The 19,304-nt window shown below is 42.0% G+C and carries 13 protein-coding genes; 4 read left to right on the top strand and 9 right to left on the bottom strand.

All coding sequences use genetic code 11. The features are described 5' to 3' along the window. Positions 1 to 42: 42 nt before the first annotated feature. Positions 43 to 783 (bottom strand): SDR family oxidoreductase, encoded by a 741-nt coding sequence (locus tag ACWATR_RS19605; protein WP_460335907.1) that lies wholly within the window; start codon positions 781 to 783, stop codon positions 43 to 45. Between the two features lie 308 nt (positions 784 to 1,091). Between ACWATR_RS19605 and ACWATR_RS19600 the strand changes: the two genes are divergently transcribed. Next, complete coding sequence (locus tag ACWATR_RS19600; RefSeq protein ID WP_460335904.1) at positions 1,092 to 2,048, top strand: aldo/keto reductase; 957 nt, start codon at positions 1,092 to 1,094, stop codon at positions 2,046 to 2,048. Between the two features lie 78 nt (positions 2,049 to 2,126). Here the strand turns inward: ACWATR_RS19600 and ACWATR_RS19595 are convergent, their stop codons facing one another. Further along, the gene (locus ACWATR_RS19595) at positions 2,127 to 2,783 is read right to left on the bottom strand and encodes a class I SAM-dependent methyltransferase (RefSeq protein ID WP_460335901.1); all 657 of its coding nucleotides are present in this window, start codon (positions 2,781 to 2,783) and stop codon (positions 2,127 to 2,129) included. A 569-nt stretch (positions 2,784 to 3,352) separates the two neighbouring features. Beyond that, entirely contained in the window at positions 3,353 to 3,613 is a 261-nt protein-coding gene (locus ACWATR_RS19590) for a hypothetical protein (protein ID WP_069069950.1), read from the bottom strand. Positions 3,614 to 4,598: 985 nt separating this feature from the next. Here ACWATR_RS19590 and ACWATR_RS19585 point away from each other — a divergent pair. Further along, positions 4,599 to 6,650 (top strand): tetratricopeptide repeat protein, encoded by a 2,052-nt coding sequence (locus tag ACWATR_RS19585; protein WP_460335896.1) that lies wholly within the window; start codon positions 4,599 to 4,601, stop codon positions 6,648 to 6,650. A gap of 31 nt (positions 6,651 to 6,681) precedes the next feature. On the opposite strand, the gene ACWATR_RS19580 is transcribed toward ACWATR_RS19585, so the two are convergent. The 3 genes from ACWATR_RS19580 to ACWATR_RS19570 all read right to left on the bottom strand — a co-directional run bounded on the left by ACWATR_RS19580 (position 6,682) and on the right by ACWATR_RS19570 (position 11,871). Next, positions 6,682 to 7,440 carry a hypothetical protein gene (locus ACWATR_RS19580; protein ID WP_460335892.1) on the bottom strand — a complete coding sequence of 253 codons (759 nt, stop codon included), beginning with the start codon at positions 7,438 to 7,440 and terminating at the stop codon, positions 6,682 to 6,684. A 128-nt stretch (positions 7,441 to 7,568) separates the two neighbouring features. Further along, positions 7,569 to 9,101 (bottom strand): DUF1565 domain-containing protein, encoded by a 1,533-nt coding sequence (locus ACWATR_RS19575; protein ID WP_460340538.1) that lies wholly within the window; start codon positions 9,099 to 9,101, stop codon positions 7,569 to 7,571. Between the two features lie 574 nt (positions 9,102 to 9,675). Then, positions 9,676 to 11,871 carry a GUN4 domain-containing protein gene (locus ACWATR_RS19570; RefSeq protein WP_460335889.1) on the bottom strand — a complete coding sequence of 732 codons (2,196 nt, stop codon included), beginning with the start codon at positions 11,869 to 11,871 and terminating at the stop codon, positions 9,676 to 9,678. Positions 11,872 to 12,006: 135 nt separating this feature from the next. Here ACWATR_RS19570 and pip point away from each other — a divergent pair, with 135 nt between their 5' ends. Continuing rightward, complete coding sequence (gene pip / locus ACWATR_RS19565) at positions 12,007 to 12,954, top strand: prolyl aminopeptidase (protein WP_460335886.1); 948 nt, start codon at positions 12,007 to 12,009, stop codon at positions 12,952 to 12,954. A 112-nt stretch (positions 12,955 to 13,066) separates the two neighbouring features. Here pip and ACWATR_RS19560 read toward each other — a convergent pair whose 3' ends face one another. Together ACWATR_RS19560 and mrdA are read right to left on the bottom strand one after the other, a co-directional pair. Continuing rightward, positions 13,067 to 13,504 (bottom strand): NUDIX hydrolase, encoded by a 438-nt coding sequence (locus tag ACWATR_RS19560; protein WP_069069944.1) that lies wholly within the window; start codon positions 13,502 to 13,504, stop codon positions 13,067 to 13,069. Between the two features lie 269 nt (positions 13,505 to 13,773). Further along, a complete protein-coding gene (gene mrdA, locus ACWATR_RS19555; protein WP_460335882.1) occupies positions 13,774 to 15,597 on the bottom strand; it encodes a penicillin-binding protein 2 in 1,824 nt (607 codons plus the stop codon). A 291-nt stretch (positions 15,598 to 15,888) separates the two neighbouring features. On the opposite strand from mrdA, the gene ACWATR_RS19550 reads away from it, so the two are divergent. Continuing rightward, positions 15,889 to 17,016, top strand: a complete 1,128-nt coding sequence (locus ACWATR_RS19550; protein WP_460335879.1) for an ABC transporter ATP-binding protein — start codon at positions 15,889 to 15,891, stop codon at positions 17,014 to 17,016. Positions 17,017 to 17,279: 263 nt separating this feature from the next. On the opposite strand, the gene ACWATR_RS19545 is transcribed toward ACWATR_RS19550, so the two are convergent. Next, positions 17,280 to 19,292 (bottom strand): PAS domain-containing sensor histidine kinase, encoded by a 2,013-nt coding sequence (locus tag ACWATR_RS19545; RefSeq protein WP_460335875.1) that lies wholly within the window; start codon positions 19,290 to 19,292, stop codon positions 17,280 to 17,282. Positions 19,293 to 19,304: the final 12 nt, after the last annotated feature.

Genomic DNA, 19,304 nt, shown 5'->3' with positions numbered 1-19,304 from the left:
TACCCAATGCCCAATTCCCAATGCCCAATTCCTCTCTACTTTCTACCAGGGAATCACGCCATTTTCATCAAAAAACCCTCCGCTAGAACCATCGTCAGGTAAAGTAGCAAGTCTCACTGCTGCGATCGCTCCTTGCTCAACAGTGCGATACCCTTGGTATTGATTAATGTCTGTTGCTGTGAAACCAGGGTCAGCAGCATTGACTTTAATCGGGGTATCTTTAAGTTCAGCAGCCAACAAAACTGTGATCGCATTCACTGCTGTCTTTGATGAGTTATATGCAAGAAGCTTAAAATCAAGGAACTCATAATTAGGATCAGAGTTTTGAGTCAGAGAACCTAAACCACTTGATAAATTCACTATTCGCCCTGCTGTTGACTTTTTTAAAAGTGGCAGCAGGGCTTTTATAACTGCAAACACTCCAAATACATTGGTTTCATAAGTTTTTCGCAGTGTTTGAATATCAACTTGACTAGGTGGAAGGCGATCGCTATCAAGCAATATTCCAGCATTGTTTACAAGGATGTCAAGTTTTCCGAATTCGCTCTCGATTTGTTTACTCACAGAATCGATTGTTTTTTGGTCGATGACATCAAGTTGAACTGATCGAGCATCGATCTGATTTAAACGAAGTTTATTCGCTGCTTCTTCACCACGTCCTATATCTCTTGAACCAACAAGAACAGTAGCACCTCTAGAACCTAATTGGCGTGCAATTTCATACCCGATACCTTTGTTTGCACCTGTTATCAGCGCAACTTTGCCTTTCAAATCTTCTGACATACTTCTTTATATATTTTAATGAACACTGACAACTTTTACTATCTTCGAGTAAATCTAGTGATAAACACAAGATTCAGGATTTAGTAATGCTACACAACTAGTACAGCACGGCGGAAATAAACCACCCATTCCCAATCAACAAAACCCTTATGCTGTCTTCATTTTTAATTTTTAATTTTTAATTCCGCCTTGCGGTACTAGTACTTGTCCGTTGTGTTTACACCAGTAGTAATTCACACCTCAGATAGCTGTTGAGAAAACTTTTGCAGATTAAACTAACATTTGACAGATTCTTGAAGAAAGTAGATATGCAAACCAAACAGCTTGGTAATTCGGAGCTTCACATTACCCCAATTGGCTTTGGTGCTTGGGCGATCGGTGGAGGTGGATGGGCTTTTGGTTGGGGAGCGCAGGATGATCAGGAATCGATTGAAGCGATCAATCGCGCTCTCGACCTCGGCGTTAATTGGATTGACACCGCAGCTATCTATGGTTTGGGACATTCGGAGGAGGTTGTGGCTAAGGCGCTCAAAGGTCGATCTAGTCGCCCCTACATTTTCACTAAATGCTCAATGATCTGGGATGAAAAGGGTGAAATTGGTCGCAGCCTGAAGGCGGATTCTGTGCGGCGGGAGGTTGAAGCTAGTCTACGCCGACTCGATATTGAAACCATTGATCTTTACCAAATCCACTGGCCTAACCCTGACTCAGAAATTGAAGAAGGTTGGACAACTCTCGCCAAGCTTAAGGATGAAGGCAAGGTTCGCTATATCGGGGTTTCAAACTTTAATGTAGAACAGTTGAAACGTGTCCAGAAGATTGCACCAGTAACTTCATTGCAACCACCTTATTCACTGGTGAAGCGCGATGTCGAAAAGGAAATTCTGCCTTTTTGTCAGGAAAATAATATAGGTGTGATTGTGTATTCACCGATGCAATCTGGCTTGCTCACAGGAAATATGACACCTGAGCGGATTGCCAATTTCCCAGATGATGATTGGCGTAAGAATAGCAGTGAATTTCAGGAGCCACGTCTATCTCGTAACCTGAAGCTAGTCGAGGTGTTGCAGCACATTGCTCAACAACACGATCGCTCGGCCGGTGAGGTAGCGATCGCTTGGACTTTAAACAATCCGGCGGTGACAGCTGCGATCGTGGGCGGACGCAATGCAAAGCAGGTAGAAGGAATCATCGGTGCTGGAGAATTTCGCCTCAATCAGCAGGAACTAGATCAAATTGGCACTTTCCTGCGCGAAAATCCATAAAATCTCTGATGTCAGAAACCCCACGGCTCAAACCTGGGGCTTATTCATCTTTTTATTCAAGAACTTTAAAAAACTGTTTCACTTTGTCGCTACGCCGATAATATGAGGGCTGACAATTGGCAATTGTGCATCAAATCGCTCATAATTCACACTAGTGAAACCAGCATTTTCTAAGGCTATCCAAGTTTCTCTATCTGGATGACAACCATCACCTATCACTTTCCAAATCGGACGAATTGTGCTTTGTAGTTGTCGTAATAAACTTCCTGGAGGTGCGGCAACATGTTCAATAAATAAGAAGCGTCCACCTGGTTTTAGGACTCTTAAAATTGCCTGTAATGTATAATCTATATTCGGCACTGAACACAAAACTAAGGTACTAACAACAGTATCTATGCTATTATCTTCAGCATCTAGCCATTCAGCATTACCAATGCGAAGGTCGATGTTTAAACCCAGCTTTTCTGCTTGTTTTTGCAGATAGGAATGCATGTGTGGGTTTGGCTCGATTCCTATCCAGTGGATATCTTTAGGATAGTAGGGAAGGTTAGGGCCTGTTCCTGGGCCTATTTCTAACACTTTACCTTGAAGATTGGCAAAAAGAGAACGTTTGCGATCGCCTACAATTTGATCATACTTGCTGCTACTTTGAGCCATCATCCAGGCAAAAAAACGTTTGCCAAAATTACCATAAATCTGTTTTTGTGAATCTCCAATAATTTGGTTTACAGTCATTATCTACTTCCTAACTTTTAAGGCTACAAATTGGTGTACCAAGCAATCATTGATAGCCTCAAGGTACGATATTTTTTGTTTCTTATACCTCACCCATTAGAATCACCTGATCGGGTGATTTCAATAAATATACATACATAGTAATTTCCCACAAGCTACCACAGAAAGAGCAAATCACAGAGGCAGAAGTAGAATTTGCCAATAATATAGGATTCATATTTGATTTCTGAAAAAACTCAGTACAACTAAGAAGCCTTCTTGACTGTTGCCTATTGCCTATAGCAATCCGATTTGATTTCTGAATCACTCGTAGAGGTAAGGGACTGGGGATTAGGGACTGGGGACTGGGAAGAAGGAATAAAGGTGTACTGAGTTTTGTTCAAAAATCAAATATGAGTCCTATATTGCCTATTGCCTATTGCCTATTGCCTATTGCCTGTCTACGCAAATTCGTTCAGAAATCAAAGCGGATTCCTATATAAAAAGCGTTCCGCAATTGGGAACGCTATATTTTGGTAAATTCTATTCAGATAAACTGAATTTAAATTGAAAATTGCTATTTGCTAAAATCAGGCATGAAGATTTGCTTGTTCTTGCAACCAAGGATCTACAGGTTGTCCATCTTTACGGCGTAATTCAATCTCCACTACCATGACTTCTTTTGAACCAGGAGGCGCAGGTTTTTGATGAAAAATAATCTCATAATCTAGCGGATTGTGTTTGCGTTCTTTTAACCAATCCTGCACCTTAGTTGTGGCAAATAATGATTGTCCCTGCTCAAACATTCTGGTAATCTGCATTTGCAGTGTATAGGGATTTATGCGACTCATTTCCTACCGCCTTTGTTAAATAAATTTTAGGTAAAGTAATCTGCTTATCTTACATAATCTGATGTTAGTTTAAGGATGGCAAGATGCCTACCCTACTATGAAAAGTGCTGAGTTCTTGAGTAAGGTAAAAAATTATCTGACTCAACCAGTGCTTATATGTAAATATGCTTGGTTTAAGGGTTATTGGTGTAGATAATTGGTCTTTGAAGACACGATAAATCGCGTCTCTACATGAGGCTTTTGGGCTGCTCTGAACTGTATTGGATTATATATTCTTTACATTCATTTGTACTTTTTACTACCAAAGTCTCAATTTTATCTAACTTGAACTTTGGTACTTTTGGGGCTAGTTCAGTCCTGAAGCGCAAACGATAAAATCCTCAATAATGATTGTGTTGTAAATGACTTTATTTGTAGGGTAGGCAATATGCCTACCCTTTATAATTATTACAGCTATTTTCAGGTAAATAGACTATGCGGTAGGGGCACAGCAATGCTCATTGGTGTCAACTTAACGTGAAAGCCAGCCCAGAACAAGCCTTTAGATATTGTCTCGTTCTCAGTCTCCGACTGGGAATGCCTGTCTTTGAGGCTCCGCCTCAAGACTTGCGGCAGAGCCGCTTTTGAAAAGAGTGGGAAACCATTCTGGAAGGGCTGCCGCCTCCAGTAGCTTGACAAGAGGCAGAAGCCCAGTTTAAATACATTCCCAGCCTGGAGGCTGGGAACGAGACTACACAAGCCTTTGGATATTTATTAGTGTCATTCGGTTCAAATACATGAAAAATGCTGTAAGCAATACGGTTGGGTTCAAGGGGAAGGGGGAATAAAAACCTTTAACCCAAACCCAGTAACCTTTTCTCCAAAGGTAATTCTGAGTTCAAAATGCTTATCCGAACCGTATTGAGTTATTAACTACTGAATTTTGTTATAGATTGGAGAGAGGCACGCCGCTTCAAAAACTGACCAAGAGACTGAGATGGTTGTTATGAAGAGCAAAAATCAAGCTATTTTCGCTTTAATTGTAAAAAGCACTATTGTTTTTTTCCCTTTAGTGCTAAATGCTACTATTGCCAGTGGACAATCTGCACCATCACCTTCCCCAGCACTAACTCCTACTCCAGTCTTATCGAATCAGGAACGGGAAGAATTGACGCGATTACGAGCCGAAAAGCAAGTTCAATCTGATTTAAAGAGGGCTTTTAGCCGTACAACTATTCTAATTAATATCTGGCTAGTTATATTAAGTCTATTTCCAGTCGCAATCATTGCTTTATTTTGGCTTCTACGACGGGCAGTAATCCGTGAAATTGTTGATAGAGCAATGCAACAAATGCAGGGAATGGAAAATTTGCAAAATCAGCTAACTACTGTTAAGCAAGAGGCTGAAAATGTTATTCAAGAATCTAAAAAAATCAATTATGAATTAGAGCAGGAAACGATTGCTTTAAAACAAAAAATTAAAAATGAACAAGAAGAAAATGTATCTATCCTTACTTCTGAGCTAGACTTAGCTAAAGCACAGGTATTAAGTAGATTAGAAACTGAACTCAAAAAATCTCAAGGAAATATAGAAGTTTTAGAGTCAAAATTTGCTTCGGCGCTGTCTAAGTTAGAGTTTGATGCTCAACAACAAAGAGATATTGCACTGGAGAATCTAAGTAAATTAGCATCTGTGATGGCAGCGGAACTGGCTAATTTAAAGTTAGGTGTGCAACAACAGCAAGAATTAGCGGTTGCTGATTTAGAAGTATCAAGGTCTGAATTCACATCTCAACTTTCTGGATGGCAGTCTGATGCTCAAAAGCAAAAGGATATAGCTATTGAAAGCTTAACAAAATTGCAATCAGAATTCGCTGAACAACTATCAGAATTACAGGTAGAAGCTCAAAAACAAAAAGATATCACATTTGAAAGTTTAGATAGAGAATTGAAGTTTAAATTATCAGAATTACAGGTAGATGCTCAGGAGCAAAAAAATAAGATTTTTGAGAGTTTAGCAGCATTACAGTCAGAATTTGCTGAACAGCTATCGGAATTACAAGTAGATGCTCAAAAGCGGAAAGAGCTAATTATTGAGAATTTAGAGAAATCTGGTTCTGAGTTTAGTTCGCAATTCTCAGAATTACAATGGAATGCTCAACAACAAAAGATTCTCATTTTGGAGAAGTTAGAAAGATTAGAAACTGAGTTTGTCTCTCAACTCTCTGAGTTACAATTGGATGCTCAAGAAAGAAAGGATCTCATCCTTCAAGAATTAACTGAAATTACACCTGAATCTACCCCAGAGGTAGTTAATTCTGAAGTTGAGGAAGAAATAAAAGAACAGCCACAACAACCCGAATTAACTGCTGATGAGTATGTAAAAGAGGGAGATACGCTATTTTCTAAAAGGCGCTATGAAGATGCGATCGCAGCTTACAACCAAGCGGTTAAAATCCAAGCTGATGAACCTGTGGCTTGGTTAAAACGAGGTCTAACTCTCGGAAGGTTGAAACGCTACCAAGATGCGATCGCTTCCTATGATAGAGCGATTCAGATTCAGCCAGATTATCATCAAGCTTGGTGCGATCGCGGCGTTGCTTTTGGGAACTTACAACAGCATCAGCAAGCCTTTGCTTCATTTGACAAAGCTACACAAATCAAGCCTGATGATGCAGTCGCTTGGTTAAATCGCGGTCTTTCCCTAGTAGCATTAGAACAATATGAAGAGGCAATAGCATCCTTGGATAAAGCTTTAGAATTCCAACCAAATTCTCCCAAAATCTGGGATAAACGCGGTTATACTTTGGTGAGACTGGGACGCGATGATGAAGCGATCGCTAGTTTTAACAAAGCCTTAGAAATTAAGTCAGATTATGCCAGTGCCCATTACAACAAAGCAGCCTGTTACGCACTGCAAAGACAAGTTGAACTATCTCTGCTATCTCTCCAACAAGCAATTGAACTTAATCCCAGGTATAAAGAAGACGCAACAACTGACCTAGATTTTGATGATATTGCCGATGATGAGCGCTTTAAGGAGTTAATTACAGTCTAAAAACCTTACCCCAATCCCCAGTCCCCAATCCCTACTCCCCACTCCCCACACTTCCATTCTGTTCGCCAGACATCGCTTTGAGTTTAGATGTAAAAGAGTCAGAGCGATCGCTTTTTTCTGGAGTAAATTGCCCGATAGGAGCATGAATAGCAGCCGGTGGTAGCAGTTTTGGCTGTCGTTGATGATGATTTGGTGATGGGGAAGGCGGTGGACTTTCTTGTAAAGTTTGCCTTTGGCTGACAGCAGATAATCGCTCAAGGGTTGCCGAAGAGGTAAATTTCCCAGAAAGCGGAGACTTCAAGACAGTTTTATGATCACTATCTACCTGCTTTTCTTCTTCACTCAAAGATGTCTTTGGTTCAGAACTTTTGAGTTGTAGGGTTGCAGTATTGCTGTATTGATAGCCATTGCGAATCTTCGCTGGTGGTAACTGAGGACTCGTCACTCTCTCGACAGTGGGGTTTTTCTTAGCTGGCGGTAAGGCTGTTACAGGCGACGAGGTTAAGCTTTGGGGAAACTTGCTACAAACCATGCGTTCAAATTCCATGTTGAAATGATATGTAGCCTGATCCCGGCGCTGCCAAAATACTAAGATTTGCTGCACGGAAACCGCTTTATAACGACCTTGATAGAGTGCCTCAATCACTGCCAGGTGTAGCCAATTCAGTGGGTATTGCGTTTGCCAACGTTCAACTAGCTCATTGGCACTATATCCACTGAGATCGAAACTATAGTTAATTAATAAAGCGATCGCCAAGTTGGCAGAGGTGTCTGGAAGTGTTGTTAACATGGGGCTATTAGCTTTAGGCAATAGGTCTAAGATTGGTCACCCATCGCATATTAGCCTAACGTGCTTTTAACTACATGGTTTTTTTCCAATAGTTACAAGCCGATAAGCAGTGTTTCCTATTCTACTTGTCAACTTCTAGAATGCAACCCCACATAGACTGATTTAATCGCAGGCGCTCGTCCAATAGCGACTAATGCCTGATAAACCATTGCTGCAACTTCGCCGCGTGTTGCAGGACGTGAAGGTGCAAGCAGTTTGGGATCTGGGTAATTAACGATAATTTTTTGTTGTGTAGCAGTAGCAACAGCTTTGCGGGCGTATTCGGAAATGGTATGACGATCGCTATATAGTTCTAAAACATCGCTATCAACAGCTGGTAGTCCCAGTCCGTTTACCAGGGAGACAATCACCTGTAGCCGCTGCACATTTTGATTGGGGCGGAAAGTGCGATCGCTAAATCCGCCCACAAAGCCACCGCTAGCGGCGATTTGGATCGCGCTATAAGCCCAAAAATCCTTGGGTACGTCGGTAAAATCAGGGGCCGGGATTTTGGGAAATGGGTTAAAAGCGATCGCCACTAGAACTGCATACTGGGCGCGAGTCATGGGTTTATCTGGCTGGTAGCTACCATCAGCAAAAGCATGAGTTAAATCCATCCTCACTAATGCCTGAATAAATGGTTCTGCCCAATGTCCATCTAGTTGGGGAAACGCGGGGAGTTTTTCAGATGGGGATTCTGTTGTGGCGTTAGAATCACTAGTGCTAACTGCTACTTTATTCTTTGGGATCAATTCGACTAAGCCCTTGACTAGAGAAGAATTTAATTGATTACCTACGGAAATCAGTTTTTTGGTAGTAGCATTTTGTAAATCAAATTCACTATTATCACGAAAAATATTATCAGCGGGATCTTGGGTATTGCCTAAATCGGGGACTGCATTGCCATTGATTAATAGACCACCTTGGGTATTTTTAGCAATGAGATTTTCACGCAGCACAGGTTGGGCGTTGCGAGAGAGTGCGATCGCCGTGCGATTTTCTGATAATTTATTATTTGCGATCGCCGGAGCGGCAAAGTCACTAATTGCTATACCTAAACGGTTTCTTTGAAATACATTCCCCAGTACTTCTCCCTGGCTATGACCTGCCATCACTAACCCGCTAGCAGTATTTTGCACAAATATGTTATCTAAAATTGTGGGTTTGGCAGTGCCAGTGGTAAACACACCTTCCCGCCCACAGTTGCTCAAAGTATTGTTAGCTAAAGTAGGTGCAGCCGATTCAATCCAGATACCAGTACCTTTGGGTGAAGGATTGGTAACAGTAACACCTAAAAGACTGGCATTATCTACCAAGAGCAGCGTAATATTTTGTATACCAAAGCTGGGACTTTGATACTCACCACTCCCAGAAATTAAAATCCCTGCACCTTTGTTCGCTTCATTACCCACCACTTTCGCCCCTTCAGGGATGATCAGTGGGAACACCTCACCACTAGCGGCGTTATAAGTCCCCGATTCCAGATAAATTATCGTCGGGATTTTGGTTACTTTTAAGGCACGGCTGAGGCTTTTAAACGGACTCAACCGTGAACCTGTATTGGTATCATTCCCCGTCATAGGGTTGACATAGAGTGTGACAACGAGGGTAGAGTTCACCATTGATAGTTGAGAGTCAATTGTTTTAATTATGACAATCATAAATAACACTACTTGTAGCAAACTTTTTGAAAGTAGTATCTTTGTGTGTAGAAAATATATCCACGTTACTCCTCATTGCAAGCGGATCGTGTGTACACACAAGTTATAGACTCTCACGCAACATTCCAGGTTCTCGTCTCGAAGTTCCGAATTTTGAGGGAGATGTCTAGGTACTGGAGCATGGGGACTGGGGACTGGGGACTAGAGAAGAAAATATGAGTACAGATTTGGTTGGGGTTCCCAATCCCCATTACCCCCAGCTACCGTGTATACACAAGTCAAAAAAAGTTTGATTTTTTATTGTTCTATCGTTTATCTCGTTATCTCGTTCCCAGTCGGAGACTGGGAACGCTCCTCATTGAGGCTCTGCCTCCAATCTGGCATTGAGTCAGAGACTCAATGAATGCATTCCCAGTCTCCGACTGGGAACGAGGAAAGTCTTATCAAGCTAGGTTTTTAGGACTTGTGTATACACGGTAGATTACCCCCAGAGGGGGCCCCACAATCCCCAATCCCCAATTCCCAATCCCCAAGCTTATTTAATTTGACAAGTTTCAATGCGAGAGAATAAAGCCACACATAATTGCCACCAAGAAGCTGTAGCGATCGCACTATGCCATTCCCAAACACCTAATAGCTTTAACCGCCAAACCTGCTCAAAAAAACCAAAGTATGGTAACTGCCCATTAGGAGCATCTTCTTCCACAATTAAGTTACTATAATCAATCCAGGAATCTTTTAAACGCCACCCAGCGCGATTGGCAAAATCAATACAAGTTTGGGAAGCAGCAACATTACCATTACCAATTATCAAAGCTAGTACAGGATCGCTGGCAGAAACATCTCGAATACTTTCCCAAATCCGCTTCTGGACGCTGAAACCGAAGCGTCCATGACTATACTTAACCCAGAGAGTATCAATAGTACATAAGTCGATGCAGGAAAAGTTTTCTACACTTTCTAAATCAAGATAGCGTTTTTCTTCTCTACCAGCTATCTTCAATATGAGAGTTGTAGTTTCCTGATCCGCCTCTAGCCATCTCCCAGCTTTAAGTAAATCCCGCAATTGAGTGTAATCTATTCCTACCCTTGAACTCAAATCATCTATATCTTCAGTTTTTTGTTCAGAGCGATCGCCCGAAAACAAAGTTTTTCCTGGTAAGACTTCAATCACACCTTGAGAACCAAATAACCAGAAATATAATTCGATATCGGTGCGTGATAATTCTACTTGTAATTGTGTAATCCAAGCTGCGGCGGTGAGTCCAGATGCTTGAATAGCAACATTGAGGGTATCTACCAAGGAAGAAGCAAATCTTTCACCCTCTGGAGGTGGCGCAGCAGCAGCAATTAAACATTGTTCAGAGTCGAGTCCCAATTGCAATTCTTCTACCCAATCGCGTAGAGATGCACATGTGTGCATTCCCACAGGGCAATCCAAGATGATAATTTGTTGCGATCGACATCGGCGCAGCTGTTTTCTCAACCAGGAACGATTAAGTACAACATTATCAGAAAGTACTAATACTGCTTCTCCTTGCTCAGTTTCTTGAATCTGCCCTCGCAAGTATAAAAATACAGTTGCGGTTTCTTCTATAGAATTGCTGCTAGTGGGTGACTCGGAAAAAGATTCAACTAACAAACATTTTTGAATCGCTTTGCGGACATCCGAAGCAGGGTTTTTTTCGCTAATAGTCCAATAATTTACCTCAAAGCCACCAGATGTACTGAGTATTTTTCCTAAAGCCAAAGCACTCTTGCTCTTAGGAAGTCCCTCTATAACTAACGCCTGTCGTGGATGTCGTGTGGACACTGTTTTGTCTGGTTTGAGTCCTAAAATTACTTCTCCGATTCCTTCGACAATTCGCTTCGGCGTTTGAGATGGATATTCTGGATGAATTTGATTTTCGCCACGACCTTTTTTTAGCTGATTAATCACCCGTAGTTGCTGATTAGCTTTATCTATATATGCGAGGGTTTGGTGATAAACATAGCGATAAAGTCCATCCGCTTCGATAATGCCTTGGGAATCAGCCGCTTCTCCCCTCAGTCCCCGAATTAAGTAATAAGTGAATACTCCATGTTTTAATTGCGGAAATTCCCAAGATTGTTGCCCTTGATCGCAAGATAGTAAGGCATAAAATCCTTTTCTCTTAGCAGCGCGTTGTCGCAGAACTTCCACTAATTCTTGTGTAGGGTTGAGTTGCGGATCTATTGGTGTTTCTCCCCTAGCACCCAATAACGTCATGCTACCGCTATGACAAGCATCCAGCCACACAAGTTGCTGCTGGGCGGCACAATTTTCCAATAATTGCAATAACTCTTGCAACTTCAAACCAGTTTCTATTAAGTTGTCTTTTTGAGTATCTTTGAGACACAATACCACCTGCTGACTCGATGGTTCTAGCATCCCATGTCCAGAAAAATAAAATAGAACGGTGTCAATAGATTTAGTAGCAGATGCTACTTGTTTGAGACTGGTACGGACATCTTCTAATAGGGGCTGCTGATTAGCAAAATCGTTGTGAATCTTCACATCCCTTTGCGGAAATCCCTGAGTTGCGGCGTTTAATGCTTCTCCTAAACCTTGGCAATCCAATGCTGAGTAACGCAAACAGGGTATTTGCTCGTCCTGATATTGGTTAACTCCCACTAATATGAGCCAAAGCTTTGCCAAGCCGGTTTCTAAGGCATGAGTTGAATGACTAGTACGAACACCGACTGGACACATCTGTTAAAATTCCTTGACAGGAAGAGTACGGTAGCTTTTATATAAATAGTATTCAATCGTACTGACATGAATTACTGAAGTTGGTTCCAAAAAGCTAGCGATCGCCATGACAACGTTACTGATAAAATATCGAAAATGCGAGAACTTTACCCAGCGATCGAGCCTTACTTAGAAGGTAGTTTACAGGTTTCTGACCTTCATACCATTCATTTTGAAGAGTCAGGTAACCCCCAAGGTCAACCCATCGTTGTGCTGCATGGCGGCCCTGGTGGTGGATGTCCAGCTTTTTATCGGCAATATTTCCACCCAGAAAAATGGCGGATAGTGATGTTTGACCAGCGCGGTTGTGGTCAAAGTACGCCCCATGCTGAATTAAGAGAAAACACCACTTGGGATTTAGTCGGTGATATTGAAAAACTGAGGCAACATTTAGGTATAGAAAAGTGGGCGGTCTTTGGTGGAAGTTGGGGTAGCACTTTATCATTAGCCTACAGTCAAACCCATCCCTCTCAATGCACGGGGCTAATTCTCCGTGGTATCTTCATGCTGAGGCAAAAAGAGTTGCGATGGTTCTACCAAGAGGGTGCTAGCTATATTTTTCCTGATGCTTGGGAAGAATATCTCAAACCGATTCCCATAGATGAACGTGATGATCTGATCGCAGCATATTACAAGCAGTTGACCAGTCCCGACTTAGAAATTCAATTAACAGCAGCGCGTGCTTGGTCAATTTGGGAAGGTAGTACAAGTAGACTTTTCTTAGACCCAGAACTTATGCAAAAGTTTGGCGAAAGTGAATTTGCTTCAGCTTTTGCCCGCATTGAATGCCATTACTTTATGAATAAGGGATTTTTAGAAACCGAAGATCAATTAATCTTAAATATAGACCGTATCCGCCATATTCCGGCTGTAATTGTTCAGGGACGTTATGATGTTGTCTGCCCAATGATATCAGCTTGGGAATTACATCGCGCTTGGCCAGAAGCCGAATTTATTGTGGTTCCTGATGCTGGACATTCGATGAGTGAACCAGGAATTCGTAGTGCTTTGATTCAAGCAACAGATAATATTAGCAATTCGTAATTACTAATTACGCTCTCTACGAGATGCTGGGTGTATCTTGCTTCCTATGCTATTACTTTAATTACGAATTACGTTAGCGCAGCGGTAGCGAGTCCGCGAGCGTCATTACAAATTATTGTTGAAATGCACAAAAGTAAGATTTGACCTGGAAAAAACCTTTCAGGATTCGTTTGAGTGAATTAAACTTAACCCGCCTGATAGCTTTATTCACTTCTACCCACTGCCGTTTTCTTTTACTTGCTTCTGGATAATCTTCACTCAGCATCTCGACTGGTAACAAATACATCTTGACCCGGTAAATTTTGCCTCGTTTGCGGTACTTATAAGTGCCCAATTCATTGGCATTTACTTGCCCAATCACCCCTGCTTCTTCCCACGCCTCTTTAGCTGCTGAAGCAGGCGGACTCATGCCATTAGGAATATCTCCTTTCGGAATCACCCAGTGTTGAAAGTTACGGGTCGTGATTAGCAAGATTTCAATTTTGCCATTGTTCACTCTATAAGGAATTACGCCAGACTGTTTAAAAACTTTGCTGACTTTTCGACTCATGTAATTTGCATCCTTTACGGTCTAGCTTTTTTGTACAATGTCTACTTCAAAAAGTCTAGAGCTGATACCGGATAAATTTTGATTAATTTTAGGTTATGAAAAGGTTAAAAATAACTTGTTAATCATAAGAGTTAATTATTGAAAGTTTTGATTAGTCATTAGTCATTGGTCATTAGCACCAATGACCAATGACTCGAAATCCCCCGGCTTGAAGCCGGGGGATGAGTTAACAAAACCCTTATGCTGTATTCATTTTTAATTTTTAATTTTTAATTTTTAATTCCGCCTTGCGGTACTGGTTTCTGATACTTCCCCGGATACTTGCGCTGAAAATATTCCTCCATAATTTGTAAAATCATGGGCGCAGCAATGCTACCACCGCCACCACCGGAATGTTCCGCAAATGCCACAATCAGAACTTCTGGCTGTTCAGCTGGTGCATAGGCTCCAAACCAAGCATGATTTTGCTTAACACGACCCTTCCAGGCTTCGGCGGTACCACTCTTACCCGCGACTGGGGGAATTGTTGGCTGCTTCAAAACTTTACCCGTACCTTCGGATACTACTTTCCGTAGTCCCTGACGGAGAACACTTATGGTTGTAGGCTTCATATTTAAAGATTCTCGCCAGCTTTTTGCTTCTTCATTGTCTTTAAGCAAATGTGGCTGGACTCGGTAGCCACCATTAGCAGGCACGGCAAACATGATGGCGACTTGCAGAGGTGTAGTTAGTAAAGCACCTTGACCAATTGACATATTAATGCTGTCGCCTACAGTCCAAGGTATCTTCCAAGCTTTCTGCTTCCATTTCTCATCTGGAACTAAACCTTCTGCTTCTTCGTTGGCAAATTCAAAGCCAGTTGTTTTACCAAATCCATACTTGCGAGTCCATTCAATTAAAGTTGGGCCACCGACTCCCCGACCAACTTGATAGAAGAAGGTATCACTACTCCACTGTAATGCTCCGACAAAACCCAATGGCCCAAATCCGGTGTGATTCCATTCACCAAATCGAGTACCGCCAAAAGTTAAGGAGCCGTAGGTTTGTAGGACTGTGTTAGGAGAAAATTTACCTGATTCTAGCCCGGCTGTGGTGGTGACAATTTTGAAGGTGCTAGCGGGTGGAAAGGCACTCAGGGCGCGATTCACCAAAGGATGGTCGGCACCTTGGACAAATTCCCAATCTTTTTGGGTGAGTTTCTGCTTCGAGAAAATATTTGGGTCAAAGGTGGGATGAGATACCATTGCTAAAACCGCACCGTTCTTGGGATCAAGGGCCACGATCGCACCGTCGCGATCGCCCAAAGCTTTTTCTGCTGTCTTTTGCATATCTAAATCTATAGTCAAGTGCAAATCGTTACCAGATTTTGCCTGTTTCTCCCCCAAAACCCGGAGCGGTCGACCTGCACCATCCACTTCTACCTGCTGACCACCCCATTCGCCCCGCAGACTTTTCTCATAAGCTTTTTCGGCTCCCATTTGACCAATCACATCACCCAATCTGTAGCCTTCCTGCTTCTTTTGTTTTAACTGCTCGGCAGTAAGTTCTCGCGTATAGCCTAATACATGTGCTAATTGCTTGCCGTGGGGGTAGTAGCGAACCGCTTCTGTAGAAATTTCCACGTCTTGGAGTTCGGCTTGATACTCCTTCAATGCTGTGATTTGCGCTTCGTTCAAGTCACGAGCGACCCGAATCAGTGAAGAAGAGTTAGCACCTGCCTCTTCTAATTTCTTTTCCATCTCTTCTTGAGGAACATCGAGAATTTCAGATAGACGTGATCCCACAACCGACCATGCTGGCTTGGTATGTGCCATCGGCCACAAATATACAGAGCGAGGATAGCGAGTACTGGCTAAAAGTTTGCCATTGCGGTCAAAGATATTGCCTCGTTCTGGTTGTTTGGGGATCATCCGAATTCGATTGGACTCGGCTCGTTTTCGGTGGCTTGCTCCTTCAGTAATTTGCAAATATGCCAAACGAACACTGATCCCAGTGATCATCAGTAGAGTAAATATAATTAAAAATATCGGCTGTAAACCACGTCCAACGGTACGTGTATCTTTTTTGCCGCCAATTGATGGGAATAAAGACATAAATAATTCAAAATTCAAAATGAATAAACACAATCTTAGCCAGCCTTTTAGCAATTGCTAATATGCAATTTTAATACTTATTAGCTTAATCAAAGAACGCCTGAGTACAAGTAAAGTGCTTAAGTTTGCTTTGTGTCAACGTTTGGTACTGAGCATAAAAGAATCAGGTGAGTATATTCTTGAACAATTGTTTTTGGCGGATACAATAAACCAAAGTGTCAAATCTAGTCTGCCCAAAAGACTACATTAATTGACAAAATCTCATAAAATCACGGCATTCTACTGAGGATTATGGCTCAAATTGTCATGCAGAATCAGAGGGGGATAACAAGTTTTCAGCCACTTGATGTTGAACTGCGTAATGTCTTCAAGTTTTTTAACCAAGAACCAGCAGTACATGGAATCGACTTGGATGTTAGACAAGGAGAATTTTTTAGTATTTTAGGCCCCTCCGGTTGTGGTAAAACAACAACACTGCGCTTAATTGCTGGGTTTGAAATCGCTGACGCTGGCAAGGTATTAATTCAGGGTCAGTCTATGACTAATGTGCCGCCTTACCGCCGACCCGTCAATACTGTATTTCAAAGTTACGCTTTATTTAACCACCTGAATGTCTGGGATAACATCGCCTTTGGACTGCGGCTAAAAAAATTACGCAAATCGGAAATTGAAAGTAGAGTCCAAGAAGCTTTAAAGCTCGTGAAAATGGAAAGTTTGCGATCGCGTTTTCCCAATCAGCTTTCTGGTGGTCAACAGCAGCGGGTCGCTTTAGCTAGGGCCCTAGTCAACCGTCCCACCGTCGTATTACTGGATGAACCTTTAGGGGCGTTAGATTTAAAACTGCGTAAGGAAATGCAGGTTGAGTTATCAAATTTACACAAAGAATTGGGATTAACCTTTGTGATGGTGACACACGACCAGGAAGAAGCATTGTCTTTGAGCGATCGCATTGCCGTGATGAATCAAGGCAAAATTGAACAAGTTGGCACTCCCAGCCAAATTTACGAACGTCCCCAGACATCCTTTGTTGCTGATTTTATTGGCGATACTAATTTATTCAGCGGTGAAATCGTCGGCGTAGACTCCTCTAATGTGCAAATTGCAACGAAAACAGGACTCTCAATTATTATTAGCCGCTCTGAAGATACACCATCTGAATTATCACAAGCTGTGGTGGTAAGTGTGCGCCCAGAAAAAATACAACTTTCGCTTTATCCACCCAATTTGCCAGCTAACTGCTTTGAAGGAAGACTGGTCAATGTTATGTATTTGGGCACACACGTTAATTATGTTGTGGAATTAACAAATGGCATTAGGATCAATGTGTTGCAACCTAATACTTTTGGCGCTTTACCTGACCGCGACACACCTATTTATGCCTGGTGGGCTGAAACTGATTGTTTAGCTATTAGTCAATAGTCAAACAATTTTAGATTTTAGATTTTAGATTTTAGATTGACTCCAACAATCAAGTCACTGGCTCCATGAAACCAATTCGCAATTGAGTAATTGAGTAAAAAAAAATTTTATACATCAATCATGACTTTTCAAACATCCTCTTAAGCAAGCTACGCTTTTAGCGTCTGTCTTTGCTACGCAACGCTACCGCGAACGACACCCTACGCGAACGTAGAGAGCGTCATTACGAATTACGAATTACGAATTACGAATTACGAATTATTTTAATGCTGAATCGGAATTGTAATGATAAACTCTGTTCCTTCTGCTGGCGTTGACTGACACTCCAGTTTACCAGCATGTGTTTCTGTAACTATTTGATAACTGATAGACATTCCCATACCTGTTCCCTTACCCACAGGCTTGGTGGTGAAAAACGGATTAAAAACTTGTTTTTGAATCTGTTCTGACATACCTATTCCGTTATCAGCGATCGCAATTTTTACCCAACCTGAATCTACCACTGAAGTCCGAATGGTGATAATCGGAGTTGACAATCTAGATGCTAAATTGTGCATTATCACTTGTCCATTTTTAATTGTCTCCCGCTCATCTGGGGTTGAATCCCCTCCCACCGACGCTCGCAGACTCGCTACTGCTACGCTATCCTGCCTTCTGCCTTCTTCTAAAGCATCAATGGCATTCCCCAAAATATTCATGAACACCTGATTTAGTTGTCCGCCATAGCATTCTACTAAAGGTAATGTGCCGTAGTTTTTGATGACTTGAATGGCTGGAAGTTTTGTTTTTTCTTGGAGGCGATGTTGCAATACCATTAGGGTACTGTCGATGCTTTCGTGAATGTCCACTGCCTTAAACTCAGCTTCATCCATACGTGAGAAGGTTCGTAGCGACAGCACAATCTGACGGATGCGTTGAGTGCCAACTTTCATCGAACTCAATATTCTCGGTGCGTCTTCCTGGATGTAATCTAGGTCAATTTCCTCACACAAAGCCTGAAATTCCGACTCATTAACAGACTGTTGCTGCTGATGGCGAATTATTCGCAGTAGGTCTTGAGTATATTCCTCAAGATGGCTGAGATTACCGTGAATAAAATTAACGGGATTGTTGATTTCGTGGGCAACTCCAGCAACAAGTTGACCCAGGCTGGACATTTTTTCTGCCTGAATCATTTGTGCTTGAGTTTGTTTGAGTTCTTGAAGAGTTTGTGCTAAGTTTTCTGTTTGTTGTCGCAGTTGGTCTTCCATGTGTTTGCGTAAGCGAAGCTCGTCATAGACATCGCTAATATCCCTGGCGACACAAACAACGGTGTTTTCGCTCATTGTGGCAAGACTCGCCTCAAACCAAACCTCTCGGTCGCCTATTGGCAAGCTATATTCTAGCTTCACAGTTTTTTTAGTTAATAGTGCTTCTTGAATAGAGTTGAGAAAATAGTCGGCAAAAGCAGGGGGGAAAACCTCATGAATTTTTTTGCCCACCAGTTCCGTAGGAGGTTGGTAGAGTAAGGGCGCACTACTAGGAGCGATTTTTAGGTATCGTCCTTCGGCATCTAAGACAAGAATCACATCCTGTATAGCGTTGAATAAGGCGAGTAATTCTGCTTGCGAGGCTTTGATTAATTCTTCGGCTTGTTTGCGACTGCTGATATCGCTGAGAGCACCATGAAAACCATTGATTTGACCGTTTAAGTCGAAAATTGGCGAAGCCACTGCCCTCATCCAGCACCAACTTTCATCCTTTTGCAGGTGGCGAAATTCTATTATGATCCGCTGCCCATTGGTTTCCATCATTTCTTGGATGCTTCTTTGGGCTAGGGGTAAATCATCAGGATGAACTAAGGGGGCAAAGGGTTGATCAAGTAGTTCTGAAGGTTCCCAGCCTAAAACATTTTTATACTGCGGTGAGACATAAGTAAAAGTGCCTTGTAGTGACATAGAAAAAATCAGGTCGCTGATATTTTCGACTAGCTGACGATACTTCGCTTCACTCTCAGCCAAGTCAGTTGCCTTCCCTTGGCGATGCCATTCGTGAATTTTCTCTGGCGATCGCACAAAGGTAGAATAATCCTCCAATTTCGACTGTAATTCTATCAGTCGTAACTTTTGCGATCCTGTTGATAGGGGGACTTCCTGAGTAACTAATTCCCAAATTTGATGCTGTTGGGCTAACAATGTAGTTGAATAAAGTTCTTGCAATGCTTCTAGCTGTTGCAGCAATTGAGCGTTTTGCTGACGTAAAAGCGATATTTCATGATTGAATGCTTCAGTACACATGATCACCTCCTA

The sequence above is a fragment of the Nostoc sp. UIC 10890 genome (genome assembly GCF_054786515.1).
This window is presented reverse-complemented; position numbering and strand designations above follow the sequence as displayed.